At 67.0% G+C, this 12,669-nt stretch carries 12 protein-coding genes; 2 read left to right on the top strand and 10 right to left on the bottom strand.

Annotated features, from left to right (window positions below; translation table 11 throughout):
- Positions 1 to 13: 13 nt before the first annotated feature.
- On the bottom strand, positions 14 to 1,003 hold the full coding sequence (locus ACEU5R_RS13295; protein ID WP_392410481.1) for a DUF1852 domain-containing protein: 990 nt from the start codon (positions 1,001 to 1,003) through the stop codon (positions 14 to 16).
- 356 nt (positions 1,004 to 1,359) lie between these two features.
- Entirely contained in the window at positions 1,360 to 3,192 is a 1,833-nt protein-coding gene (glmS, locus tag ACEU5R_RS13290) for a glutamine--fructose-6-phosphate transaminase (isomerizing) (protein WP_103272027.1), read from the bottom strand.
- Positions 3,193 to 3,343: 151 nt separating this feature from the next.
- Here glmS and ACEU5R_RS13285 point away from each other — a divergent pair, with 151 nt between their 5' ends.
- Positions 3,344 to 3,835, top strand: a complete 492-nt coding sequence (locus ACEU5R_RS13285) for an Lrp/AsnC family transcriptional regulator (RefSeq protein ID WP_392410480.1) — start codon at positions 3,344 to 3,346, stop codon at positions 3,833 to 3,835.
- Between the two features lie 10 nt (positions 3,836 to 3,845).
- Here the strand turns inward: ACEU5R_RS13285 and ACEU5R_RS13280 are convergent, their stop codons facing one another.
- From ACEU5R_RS13280 to ACEU5R_RS13255, 6 genes are all read right to left on the bottom strand, one after another.
- Entirely contained in the window at positions 3,846 to 4,907 is a 1,062-nt protein-coding gene (locus ACEU5R_RS13280) for a glycosyltransferase family 4 protein (RefSeq protein WP_392410479.1), read from the bottom strand.
- Positions 4,904 to 6,226 carry a UDP-glucose dehydrogenase family protein gene (locus ACEU5R_RS13275; RefSeq protein WP_392410478.1) on the bottom strand — a complete coding sequence of 441 codons (1,323 nt, stop codon included), beginning with the start codon at positions 6,224 to 6,226 and terminating at the stop codon, positions 4,904 to 4,906. The genes ACEU5R_RS13280 and ACEU5R_RS13275 overlap by 4 nt, the downstream gene beginning before the upstream one ends.
- A 136-nt stretch (positions 6,227 to 6,362) precedes the next feature.
- A complete protein-coding gene (locus tag ACEU5R_RS13270; RefSeq protein ID WP_103272022.1) occupies positions 6,363 to 7,745 on the bottom strand; it encodes an MFS transporter in 1,383 nt (460 codons plus the stop codon).
- The gene (gene glmU / locus ACEU5R_RS13265) at positions 7,742 to 9,115 is read right to left on the bottom strand and encodes a bifunctional UDP-N-acetylglucosamine diphosphorylase/glucosamine-1-phosphate N-acetyltransferase GlmU (RefSeq protein WP_392410477.1); all 1,374 of its coding nucleotides are present in this window, start codon (positions 9,113 to 9,115) and stop codon (positions 7,742 to 7,744) included. Before glmU ends, ACEU5R_RS13270 begins: the two co-directional genes overlap by 4 nt.
- 76 nt (positions 9,116 to 9,191) lie before the next feature.
- Complete coding sequence (locus tag ACEU5R_RS13260; protein ID WP_392410476.1) at positions 9,192 to 9,995, bottom strand: PhaM family polyhydroxyalkanoate granule multifunctional regulatory protein; 804 nt, start codon at positions 9,993 to 9,995, stop codon at positions 9,192 to 9,194.
- Positions 9,996 to 10,039: 44 nt separating this feature from the next.
- Positions 10,040 to 10,723 carry a glycine zipper 2TM domain-containing protein gene (locus ACEU5R_RS13255; protein ID WP_103272019.1) on the bottom strand — a complete coding sequence of 228 codons (684 nt, stop codon included), beginning with the start codon at positions 10,721 to 10,723 and terminating at the stop codon, positions 10,040 to 10,042.
- 130 nt (positions 10,724 to 10,853) lie between these two features.
- Between ACEU5R_RS13255 and ACEU5R_RS13250 the strand changes: the two genes are divergently transcribed.
- Entirely contained in the window at positions 10,854 to 11,072 is a 219-nt protein-coding gene (locus ACEU5R_RS13250; protein ID WP_103272018.1) for a DUF3717 domain-containing protein, read from the top strand.
- Between the two features lie 77 nt (positions 11,073 to 11,149).
- Here the strand turns inward: ACEU5R_RS13250 and ACEU5R_RS13245 are convergent, their stop codons facing one another.
- Together ACEU5R_RS13245 and cyoE are read right to left on the bottom strand one after the other, a co-directional pair.
- On the bottom strand, positions 11,150 to 11,755 hold the full coding sequence (locus ACEU5R_RS13245; protein ID WP_103272017.1) for an SCO family protein: 606 nt from the start codon (positions 11,753 to 11,755) through the stop codon (positions 11,150 to 11,152).
- Positions 11,756 to 11,774: 19 nt separating this feature from the next.
- A complete protein-coding gene (gene cyoE, locus ACEU5R_RS13240) occupies positions 11,775 to 12,668 on the bottom strand; it encodes a heme o synthase (RefSeq protein WP_103272016.1) in 894 nt (297 codons plus the stop codon).
- Position 12,669: the final 1 nt, after the last annotated feature.

Raw genomic sequence — 12,669 nt, 5'->3', positions numbered from 1 at the left:
ACCTGGTAGCTTTTTATTGATCAAAACGGGCGGTGGCGGACCACTGCGCAAGAACCGATTGGTAGGGCTTGATGAAGTGCTCTTCGACAAACCGTCCCTGCTCGACAGCCAGCCGGCTGCGTTCCTCTCGGTCATAGACGATGCGGGTCAGCGAATAATCCTGGTGCTTCAGGCTGGGCTGATAGGATTTCCCCGCCGCGGAATTCGCGTTGTAGATCTCGGGCCGATAGATCTTCTGGAAGGTATCCATCGTGCTGATGGTGCCGATCAGCTCGAGATTGGTGTAGTCGCCCAGCAGATCGCCCGTGAAATAGAAGGCCAGGGGCGCGGCGCTGTTCGGCGGCATGAAGTAGCGAACCTTCATGCCCATTTTCTTGAAATATTCATCGGTCAGGGAATATTCGTCCTGCAGGTATTCAACGCCCAGCACCGGATGCTGGTTTTCCGTGCGGTGGTAGACCTTGCTGCTGGAAACGCTCAGGCAGATGACGGGCGGCTTCTTGAAATATTCCTTGTAAGTGCTGGAATTCACAAAAAGCCTGAAAAGCTTGCCGTGCAGATCGCCGAAATCTTCCGGCGTGCTGAACTTGGCCTGATCCTTGTTGTGCTCCAGCAGCAGTACGCTGAAGTCATAATCCCGCACGTAGGAGGAGAAATTATTCCCCACGATGCCGTCGATGCGCTCGCCGGTTTTGCGGTCGACGATATTGGTCTTCAATATCTCGATCAAGGGAAGGGCATTGCCGCTGGTTTCCCCATCGATATTCAATTCGACCGAGATGATTTCAAGTTCGACCGTATAGCGATCGCCCTTGGGGTTGTCCCAATGCGCCAGGGCATTGAAACGATTGTCTATCATGCGGAAGGTGTTGCGCAGGTTCTCCTGGCGACTTGTCCCTCTGGCCAGATTGGCGAAATTGGTGGTGATGCGCGTATTATCCGAGGGACGATAATCCTCATCGAAATTAATACTCTTGATGGAAAACTTGAAATCTCTGCTCATTGCTATCTGGCGCCCAGGACCCTGAAATAAAACCCGCTTGCTGCCACAATGCTTGCCAGTATTATTTTTGATTCTCTTGACCTGGCAGCCTTGACATCCCCGGAATCAGGGCCGAATTCTATGCTGCGCTGCGCATAAATAAAAATGAAATGATTTCAAAACACCATTAGCCAGACTCATAGTCTGTATAAATGAGTTGGTCTCATAATATTATTAGTCAAACTCATATAACCGGACCGGCTGATTGGCGCGACAACGCACCGCCTCCGTCAGCGCCTTTGCCGTCGTTTAGAGTCCAAAAAAAATGGCCGCATGAGCGGCCATTCTGAAGAAAGCGCGCACCGGGCGCGCCCGCCTCACTCCACCGTCACGCTCTTGGCCAGATTGCGCGGCTTGTCCACGTCCGTGCCGCGCGCGCAAGCCGTGTGATACGACAGCAGTTGCAGCGGCACCGTGTGCAGGATCGGCGACAGCATGCCGTAGTGCTCGGGCATGCGGATCACGTGCATGCCCTCGGCGCTGACGATCTTGCTGTCGGCGTCGGCGAACACATACAGCTCGCCGCCGCGCGCGCGCACTTCCTGCATGTTGGACTTCAGCTTTTCCAGCAGGCCGTCCTTGGGCGCGATGGTGACCACGGGCATGTGCTCGGTCACCAGGGCCAGCGGGCCGTGCTTGAGTTCGCCTGCCGGGTAGGCTTCGGCGTGGATGTAGCTGATTTCCTTGAGCTTGAGCGCGCCTTCCAGCGCGATCGGATAGTGCATGCCGCGACCCAGGAACAGCGCGTTTTCCTTGGAGGCGAAGCGGTCCGCCCAGGCCATGATTTGCGGTTCCAGCGCCAGCACCGAACCGATGGCGGCGGGCAGGTGGCGCAGCGACTTGATGTGCGCGGCTTCCTGCTCGGCGGTCAGATTGCCGCGCACCTGCGCCAGCGCCAGCGTCAGCAGGAACAGGCCGGTCAGCTGGGTGGTGAAGGCCTTGGTCGAGGCCACGCCGATCTCCACGCCGGCGCGCGTGATGTAGGACAGCTTGCACTCGCGCACCATGGCGCTGGTGGCCACGTTGCAGATGGTCAGCGTGTGCTGCATGCCCAGCGAGCGCGCGTGCTTGAGCGCGGCCAGCGTGTCGGCCGTTTCGCCGGACTGCGAGATCGTCACCACCAGCGCGCGCGGGTTCGGCACGCTGTCGCGGTAGCGGTATTCGCTGGCGATTTCGACATTCACCGGGATCTTGGCGACGGACTCGATCCAGTACTTGGCGGTCAGGCCGGCGTAATAGCTGGTGCCGCAGGCCAGGACCAGCACCGAATCGATGTCCTTGAAGATCTTGTAGGCGTCGTCGCCGAACAGCTCGGGCGTGACGGACTCGATGTCCTGCAGGGTATCGCCGACCGCGCGCGGCTGCTCGAAGATTTCCTTCTGCATGTAGTGGCGGTACGGACCCAGCTCGGCGGCGCCGGTGTGCACGTGCACGGTGTGCACGGCGCGATCGGCGGCGCGGCCTTCGGCGTCCACGATCCAGACGCGGGTCAGCTGCAGGTCGACGACGTCGCCGTCTTCCAGGTAGATGATCTGGTCGGTGGTGCCAGCCAGGGCCAGCGCATCGGACGCCAGGAAGTTCTCGTTCTGGCCCACGCCCACCACCAGCGGCGAGCCCTGGCGGGCGCCGACCACGCGGTGCGGCTCATCGCGGCAGAACACGGCGATGGCGTAGGCGCCATGCAGGCGGCGCACGGCCTGCTGCACGGCCTCGAACAGGTCGCCGGCGTACAGGTGGTTGACCAGGTGGGCGATGACCTCGGTGTCGGTCTGGCTTTCGAAGACGTAGCCGGCGGCCTGCAGCTCGGCGCGCAGTTCGTCGTGGTTCTCGATGATGCCGTTGTGGACCAGCGCGATGCGCGGCTCGTCATTGCCCAGGTGCGAGAAGTGCGGGTGGGCGTTGTGCGTGGCCGGCACGCCGTGGGTGGCCCAGCGGGTGTGGGCGATGCCGGTGAAGCCGGTCACATGGTCCTGGGCGATCTGGTCGCTCAGTTCGGCCACGCGCTGCGTGCTGCGCGTGCGGCGCAGGTGGCCGTCGGCGTAGACCGCGACGCCGCAGGAGTCGTAGCCGCGGTATTCCAGCCGCTTCAGGCCTTCAACGAGGATCGGGGTGATGTCGCGCTGGGCGACGGCGCCAACAATGCCGCACATAGGAGAAACTCCTGTAAGGGTTCGGGTACGGAACGCATTGTGCGCGCGCCACAAAGAAATTTGATTTCTTTATGTGAAGTTTTTTGGAAGTTTATTTACTTACCGGATTGTGATTAAATAATATTTCATTTTATACGCCAGAGTGAAATATATGGCGCAAAACACCGCTCCTGTGCTGCCCGAACTGGACGATCTGGACCGCCGCATCCTGGAACAGCTGCAGATCGACTGCGCGCTGACCAACCAGGATCTGGCCGAACGCGTGCACGCCTCGCCCCCGACCTGCCTGCGGCGGGTGCGGCGGCTGGTCGACATCGGCGTGATCGACCGGCAGGTGGCGATCCTGGCCGCCGACAAGCTGGGCAGCACGCTGACAGCCATCGTCGAGATCACGCTGGACGTGCAGGCCGCCGAAAGCCTGGATGCATTCGAGCAGAGCATGCTGGCCGAGCCCGCCGTGCTGCAGTGCTACCGGGTGTCGCCCGGTCCGGATTTCGTGGTGATCGCGCAGGTGCGGGACATGCCGGCCTACCACGCGCTGGTGCACCGCGCCTTCACGGCGCAGGCCAATGTGCGCAATGTGCGCACGTTCTTCTCGGTGCACCGCGCCAAGTTCGAGACGCGGATCGCGGTGCGCGAGTAGCGGTGCGCGACTAGCGACGCAGGGATAGCACCCGCTCGAACTGCGCCAGATACCGGTTCCCCATCTTCTGCACGTCGTGCTCGTCGCGCACGTAGGCATAGGCGCGCTCGGTGACTTCCTGGCGGAAAGCGGCGTCGTCCAGGCAGCGCGCCATGCCGGCGGCCAGGGCCTGGTGGTCGCCCACGGCGCAGAGCACGCCGCGGCCGTCGGCCAGGCTTTCCTTGAGGCCGCCGGCGTCGGTGGACACCACCGGCACGCGCTGCAGGAAGGCGTCCAGCACGCTGCTGCCCAAGGCTTCTTCCTCGGAGCTCATGACGAACACGTCCAGCACGCTGTAGAAGTCTTCCACGCCCTTGCGAAAGCCGGCGAAGCGGTAGACGTCCTCGATGCCCAGCTTGCGGGCCTCGTCCTTGGCGGCCTGCTCCTGGCCGCCGCCGGCGCCGAAGTGCAGAAAGATGAAGTCGCGGCGCGTGCGCGCCAGCTCGGCGACGGCGCGCACCAGCGTGACCGGGTCCTTGTCCTGGATCAGCGCGGCCGAGGTCGCCATGACCTTGCGACCATCCAGCTGGAACTCGCTGACCAGCGCGGCGACGTTGTCGGCGTTGATCGCATGCGGTTCGACGGCGCTGCGGATGATGGCGGGCTCGATGCCGAGCCGGCGCGGCTCGCTCGCGGCCATCTCGCTGATGGCCACGAACAGATCGACGTGGCGCCACTTGAAGCCGGTCTTCCATTCCTCGTTCGGCTTGACCACGAAGGAGGTGCGGCGCGAGAAGGCCACCGGCCGGCGGTGCAGCCATTTGGTCAGCACGGCCCAGGTGACGGTATTGGCCGTCTGGGCATGGATGATGTCGTAGCGGCCGGCGCCGGCCAGGAAACGCAGCTGCGCGGGCACGTTGCGGCATTCGTGGACGGTGAATCCTTCCTGGCGCGCGCGCTCGGCCAGCGGGCCGCCCAGGCGGCACATCAGTTCGACCTCGTGGCCGGCCTTGCGGAAGGCGCGCATGCAGTAGAGCGTCTGCCGCTCGCCGCCGCGCCAGCCCTTCTCGAAGTTCAGCTGCAGGATCTTCATGCGCGGCCGATGCCCGAGTAATCGAAGCCCAGGGCGCGCACGTCGGCCGGCGTGTAGAGGTTGCGGCCGTCGATGATCAGCGGCGTCTTAAGCAGGGCCTTGACGCGATCGAAGTCGGGCGCGCGGAAGACCTTCCATTCGGTGGCGATCAGCAGCGCGTCGGCGCCGTCCAGCGCGTCGTACATGTCCTTGGCGAAGGTCACGCCGGGCTGGCCCACCAGCACGCGCGCGGCTTCGTGCATGGCCACCGGGTCATAGGCGCGCACTTCGGCGCCGCGACGGGTCAATTCCGCGATGGCGGTCAGGCTGGGCGCTTCGCGCATGTCGTCGGTATTGGGCTTGAAGGCCAGGCCCCACAGCGCGATCTTGCGGCCGCGCAGGTCTTCGCCGTAGCGCTGCGTCAGCTTCTCGGACAGGCGGAATTTCTGCGCGTGGTTGGCGGCCTCGGCGGCCTCGATGACGCGCATGGGCAGGCCGTGCTCGGCGGCGGTGTTGACCAGCGCCTGCACGTCCTTGGGAAAGCAGGAGCCGCCGTAGCCCGCGCCGGGATAGAGGAAGTGATAGCCGATGCGCGGATCCGCGCCGATGCCGCGCCGCACCTGCTCGACGTCCGCGCCCAGCGTCTCGGCCAGATTGGCCATCTCGTTCATGAAGGAGATGCGCGTGGCCAGCATGGCGTTGGCGGCGTACTTGGTCAGCTCGGCCGAGCGCACGTCCATCACCATGAGGCGGTCGTGGGTGCGCTGGAAGGGCTCGTAGATGCGGCGCATGACGCCGACGGTGTAGTCGTCGTCGGCGCCGACGATGACGCGGTCCGGACTCATGAAGTCGTTGATGGCCGCGCCTTCCTTGAGGAATTCCGGATTGGACGCGACCGTGAAGGGCAGGTCCACGCCGCGCGCGGCCAGCTCCTTGGCGATCACCGCGCGCACCTTGTCGGCGGTGCCGACGGGCACGGTGGACTTGTCCACGATGAGCTTGCGCGAGGTCATGTGGCGCGCAATGTTGAGGGCGGCGGCCAGCACGTATTTCAGGTCGGCAGAACCGTCCTCGCCCGGCGGCGTGCCGACGGCGATGAACTGCACGTCGCCGAAGGCCACGCTCTGCGCCACGTCGTCGGTGAAATGCAGCCGGCCGGCCTGCACGTTGCGGCGCACCAGATCTTCCAGGCCGGGCTCGTAGATGGGGATGCCGCCCTGGCGCAACAGCGCGATCTTGGCGGAATCCACGTCCAGGCACATGACGTCGTTGCCCATGTCGGCCAGGCATGCCCCCGACACCAACCCTACGTAACCGGTACCCACGACCGTGATCTTCATGCCCGAACGCCCTTCAAGAATTGGAAAACCGGCGCCGCGGTGGACAAGCCGGCGCCGGCCGCCATTATAGAAGCGCGGCCGGCCGGGACGCCGGCCCGGCGCGCCCCCCGGGGCTAGGTCGCCGCGGGCAGGGCCGCTAGGGCGTCCGCAGCCGGTTGAAGCGGATGGCGTTCACCGCCACCGCCAGCGCGGCGCAGACCGTGCCCAGCACCAGCGCCAGGCCGGGGCCATGGGCCGCGCTCAGGCTGAAGGCGATGGCGACCAGGGCGGTGCCGAAGCTCTGGCCGAACACCCGGGTAGTGGCTTGCAGGCCGCCGGCGGCGCCGCTGCGCGCGCGCGGCGCGGCAGACAGCATGGCGCGGTTGTTCGGCGTCTGGAAGAAGCCGAAGCCCAGGCCCGCCACGAACATGCCCGCCAGAATGGGGGCATTGGACACATGCGTGGGCAGCAGCGCCAGCCACAGCATGCCAGCCACCATGGTGGCGGCGCCGATGCCGCTCATGGTCGCGGGCGAATAGCGGTCGGACAGCCGGCCCGCCAACGGCGCGACCAGCGCCGTGCCGACCGGCCAGGCGCCCATCAGCATGCCGACTTCCAGGTACGGCCGGCCCAGCACCTGCTGGAAATAGAAGGGCAGCGACACGTAGGACGCCATCTGCGCGGCGAAGGTGCAGGCGGACGCGGCCACGGCATAGGCCAGCGGGCGAATGCGCAGCAGGTCCACCGGCACCAGCGGCGCGGTCTGGCCGCTGGCGCGGCGCATCAGCACGATGCCCAGCACGGCGGCGATGGCCACCAGGCCGATGCCGCGCAGCAGGTCCGCGCCCATCATGTCCACGCCCGAGATGAACACGCCCAGCGTGGCCATGCTGAGCAGCGCGCTGATGCCATCGAAGGCGACGTTGTTGCGCGGCACCTCCGGCAGGTGCCGCAGCCCCAGCATGGCCAGCACGCAGACGGGCAGGTTGACCGCGAAGATCCACGGCCACGGCGCCACCGACAGGATGGCCGAGCCGATGGTCGGCCCCAGCACTGACATCACCGCCACGGTGGTGGCGTTGATGCTGATGCCACGCCCCAGCATCTTTAGCGGATAGATATTGCGCACCAGGCCGCCGAACAGGCACATCAGCGTGGCCGCGCCCACGCCCTGGAACACGCGCGCCAGCGTCAGCTGCACGAGCGTGCCGGCCAGCGCGCAACCGAGCGAGGCCAGCGTGAACAGCACCAGTCCGAAGGTGAACATGCGCCGGAAACCGATGCGCTCGGCCAGCGCCGACAGCGGCAGCAGCATCGTCACCACCGCCAGGTTGTAGGCGTTGACGACCCAGACCGCCTGGGCCGGCGAGGATTGCAGATCGGCCGCGATGGTGGGCAGGGCCACGTTGGCGATGGTGGTGTCCAGCACCGACAGGCTGATGCCCGTCATCACCGTGGCCGCTGCCCAGTAGCGCCGGGGCGCCGGCAGGCCGTCCTGCGGCGAAGCGCCCGGCGTGCCGGTCGGCCCCTCGGTGGTCACGACTTCTTGGTCGGGCGTTGCCAACCATCGACGGTGAGCTGCTTGGCGCGCGAGACCGTCAGTTTGCCGGCCGGCGCGTCGCGCGTCAGCGTGGTGCCGGCGCCCAGCGTGGCGCCCTGGCCCACCCGCACCGGCGCGACCAGCTGCGTGTCCGAGCCGATGAAGGCGTCGTCCTCGATCACGGTGCGGTGCTTGTTGACGCCGTCGTAGTTGCAGGTGATGGTGCCCGCGCCCACGTTCACGCGCGCGCCGATCTCGGCGTCGCCGATGTAGGCCAGGTGATTGGCCTTGCTGTCGGCGCCCAGCACGCTCTTCTTGATCTCGACGAAGTTGCCGACGTGGCTGCGGTCGCCCAGCTCGGCGCCAGGACGCAGGCGGGCATAGGGGCCGACGCGCGCGTCGCGGCCCACCTGGGCGTCCTGCAGATGGCTGTAGGCCTCGATCTGCGTGCCGGCGCCGACGCTGACGTCGCGCAACACGCAATGCGGGCCCACGCGCACGCCGTCGGCCAGCGTGACCTCGCCTTCGAACACGCAACCCACGTCGATGAACACGTCGCGGCCGCAGCGCAGCGTGCCGCGCAGGTCGAAGCGCGCGGGGTCGGCCAGCGTGACGCCGGCTTCCAGCTGGCGGCGGGCCTGCTCGGCCTGCCAGCGGCGTTCCAGCTCGGCCTGTTGCACGCGGCTGTTCACGCCCAGCGTTTCCCAGGAAGCCGCCGGCTGGGCCGCGCCCACCGGCACGCCGTCGATCACGGCCAGACCGATCACGTCGGTCAGGTAGTACTCGCCCTGGGCGTTGTTGTTGTCGATGCGGGACAGCCAGTCCTTGAGCCGGGCGGTCGGCGCGGCCAGGATGCCGGTGTTGACTTCCTTGATGGCGCGCTCGGCCTCGGAGGCGTCCTTGTGCTCGACGATGCGGCAGACCTGGCCGGCGGCGTCGCGCACGATGCGGCCGTAGCCGGTGGAATCGTCCAGCACCTCGGTGAGCACGGCGGCGCCATCGCCGCGCGCGGCCAGCAGGCGGCGCAGCGTGTCGGGCTGCACCAGCGGCACGTCGCCGTACAGCACCAGCGTCACATCGTCCTTGCCGTCGCCCTCGAGCAGCAGCGGCACGGCTTGCTGCACGGCGTGGCCTGTGCCCTGCTGCGGCTGCTGCAACGCGAAGTGCAGGCCTTCCTGGCCGCCAAACGCCTGCTTGACGCGGTCGGCGCCGTGGCCGACCACCACCGTGATGCGGGCGGGCGCGAGTTCGCGCGCACTGGCCAGCACGTGCGCCAACATGGGCTTGCCGGCCAGCGTGTGCAGCACTTTGGGAAGGTCGGACTGCATGCGCTTGCCCAGTCCGGCGGCGAGAATCACTACATTGAGCATAGAGGTCTACTGTGTTGGAAAACGCAACGGCCCCGAGGAGCCGTTGCGCGTTGCGATTGAGGTCAGGGAGCCGGCGCTAGGCGGACGGCTTGGGTGCCGTCTTGCGAGCGGCGGGCTTGGCGCGGGCGGCGGCCTTCGAGGCCGGCTTGCCCGGCGCCTTGGCCGTGGACTTGGCCGCGGTCTTGGCGGCGGCCTTGGGCGCCGGCTTGTCGGCTTCGGATTCCACCTTGGACGGCGCGGCGGCCGGCATGGTCGCGGCGGTGGCGGCGGCGATCTGGCCGAATTGTTGCTGCAGCAGGTCCCACCAGGCCTTGGACGCCGACTGCGCCGCGGCGCCCATCTGTTCGCTCATGCCGGCAAAGGGCGGCGCGGCGTCCTGGGCGGCTGCCTCCGCCGGGGCAGCGTCGCCGGCGTGATCCTGAGCCGGACCTTTGCCGCCGTCCCTGGCCGCGTCGCCTGACGGCGCGGCCGCCTTGGCCTTGCCCGGCGCCGGTTTCAGGCCCAGCACCACTTCCAGCGGCGAGGCCGCGCCGCTGTCGCGCAAGGCGCCCAGGTCCATGCTGGCCGCGCTGTCGACGAAGGCGCGCAGCGTGTTGATGGTGGAGCGCTGCACTTCCATGCCCTGGATGGTGCTGCTGAGCATGGACAGGTTCATGCGCAGCCAGTTTTCGACCGAGCGCAGCTCGGCGATGCGGCGCTCCAGGTCCTCGACGTTCATGGGCGGAGCCATCGGCAGGCTGCTGGCCAGCCCGCCCGGCCCGGTCAGGCCGGCCCAGGCCTGGCGCATCATTTCCATGCTGGCCAGCAGGGGATTGCCGGACAGATCGGAATGCTGGCCCAAGCCCGGCAGGACGAACGGATTGCCGTGTTGATCGCTCATACCTGGTTTCCCCCTAAACAGATGGTTGCCACCGGCCGCCAGGCTCAGCCGGGCAGCAGTTGATTGTTTTCCACGCGGACGCGGTCGCCGGACGCAAACGCGAACGGCTGGGCGCTGCGGAATTGACGGGCGCTGCCGTCGCTCATGCGCACGGTCAGCTCGTAGTGCGTCACGGTTTGTTGCTGTCTGATATTACGCTCAACTTCACGGCCTGCCAAAGCGCCGCCCACGGCGCCCAGCACGGTCAGCGCGGTCTTGCCGTTGCCGCCGCCGAACTGGTTGCCGACCACGCCGCCCGCGACGCCGCCGGCGATGGTGCCGATCAGATGGTCGCTATTGTCGCGCACCGGCGCCTGGACCTGGCGCACGCTCTCGACCACGCCGCAACTTTGGCAGACGACCGGCGCGGCGGGGCGAGGCTGCGCCGGCGCGGCCGCCTGGGGACGCGGCGCGGCGGGCTGCCGAGCCGCAGGCTGCTGGCCAGGCGCGGGCGCCAGCGGCTGGGCGGGAATCTGGGGCGCGGGCGCCAGGTTGCCGCCTTCCGGGCCGGCCAGGGCCGCGCTCTCGGCGCTCAGGGCGTTGGGATTGGTATTGGCCGACGGCGTGGGCAGCCAGCCCATCACGGCCGCCACGCCCACCGTACACATGACGATCACGGCGACGGCGGCGGCGGCGACCAGGGGATGCAGGCCACGGCGCGCAACGCCGGTCTGGAGGGGAGTATTCATCACAGGTCTCCGAAATTACTAACCGGCTGTGGTATAGCACCCTGGCGCCGTATCGGCGTATTGCGATGGTGACGCTTCATTGCAGAACGGGCCTGCTGGACAGGGTCCGCCATTGATGGACAATAGGGGCATGGATTCCGTCACCTTGCCCCAGCTCGAACAGGCCATCAACTATTGGCGCAACCTCACGCCGTCCGCCGGCGAGGACCACCGGCTCTGCCCGGAGGCGTCGGCGTTGGCCACGCCCTATGCGCTGATGATCATGTCCCATCGCCGCGAGCTTCCCACCGTGGAACTCGACGAGCGCGCCCGCGCGGCGCTGCAGACCTGGGCAGCCGCCCTGAAGTGAACGTGAATGGCGCGGGCCGCCGCCGCGCGCGGCGATCGGATAGCCGCGCCCGGGGCCGTCGCCCGGCACTGGCCTGATCAGCCCTTGAGCAGCGCCTGAATGTCGTGCACCAGGGCGTCCACCCCGATGTTGTTGTTGGCCAGCACGCGCGATTCGCCCTTGCCGTCCAGCAGATAGAACGCGGCCGTGTGATCCATGGAATAGCCGCCGTCTTTGGTGGGCGCCTTGGCGTAATAGGCCTTGAACGAGGCCGCCGCCTTCTTCACCTGGTCCGGCGTGCCGGTCAGGCCCAGGAAGCGCGGGTCGAACGCGGTCACGTATTGTTTGAGGATATCGGGCGTGTCGCGCTCGGGATCCACCGTGATCAGCAGCACCTGCACGCGGTCGGCATCCGCGCCCAGCTTCTTCATGGCCTCGGCCAGCTCGGCCAGCGAGGTCGGGCAGACGTCGGGACACTGCGTGAAGCCGAAGAACGCCACCACCACCTTGCCCGAGAAATCCGACAGCTTGCGGGTCTTGCCGTTGTAGTCCACCAGCTCCATGCCCTGGCCGAGCCTGGTGCCGCTGATGTCGCTGCCCTTGAACTGGGGCGCGCTTTCACCGCAGGCGGCCAGCGCGGCGGCGAATGCGGCGGCCGCGCCCAGGCGCAGGGCCAGGCGGCGGGTGGCGGAAAACACGGACATGGACAACCTCCGGCAACGGTCAGCGCAACAGGCCGACCCAGTGATCCACCAGCAGCGCGCCGAACAGCAGCGCCAGGTACAGGATCGAGAAACGGAACATGCTGCGCGCCAGTTCGTCGCTGTATTCGCGATACAGGCGCCATGCATAGGACAGGAACATGCCGCCCAGCACCAGCGCGGCGGTCAGGTAGAGCACGCCGCTCATCAGGATGATGTAGGGCAGCAGCGTGGTGGCCAGCAGCGCCACGCTGTAGAGCAGGATGTGCAGGCGCGTGAACTGCTGGCCATGCGTGACCGGCAGCATGGGCAGGCCGGCCTTGGCGTAGTCGTGGTTGCGGTAAAGCGCCAGCGCCCAGAAATGCGGCGGCGTCCAGATGAAGATGATCAGCACCAGCACCCAGGCCTCGGCCGGCACGGAATCCGCCACGGCGGCCCAGCCCAGCGCGGGCGGCATGGCGCCCGACAGGCCGCCGATGACAATGTTCTGCGGCGTGCGCGGCTTGAGGATGACGGTATAGATGACGGCGTAGCCGACGAAGGTGGCGAAGGTCAGCCACATGGTGAGCGGATTGACCATGTGGTACAGCACGAACATGCCGGCGCCGCCCAACAGGCCCGACAGGCTCAGCACCTGGTAGGCGGAGATGGTGCCGCGCGCGGTCGCTCGCCTTGCGGTGCGCAGCATGCGGGCGTCGACCTCCTGCTCGATCAGACAGTTGATGGCGAAGGCGGCGGCGGCCAGCAGCCAGATGCCCAGCGTGCCGAACAGCACGCGTTGCATGTCGGGAATGCCGGGCGCGGCCAGGAACATGCCGATGACGGCGCAGAACACCGCAAGCTGCGTGACGCGCGGCTTGGTGAGCACGAGATACTGGCGGAGCAATCCGGATTGGGGAGCGGCAAGACTGGTCATG

This window comes from Achromobacter sp. 413638 (assembly GCF_043119405.1).
Classification (GTDB): domain Bacteria; phylum Pseudomonadota; class Gammaproteobacteria; order Burkholderiales; family Burkholderiaceae_B; genus Achromobacter.
Note: the sequence above shows the minus strand (reverse complement) of the source record. Positions and strands in the feature narration are given on the sequence as shown.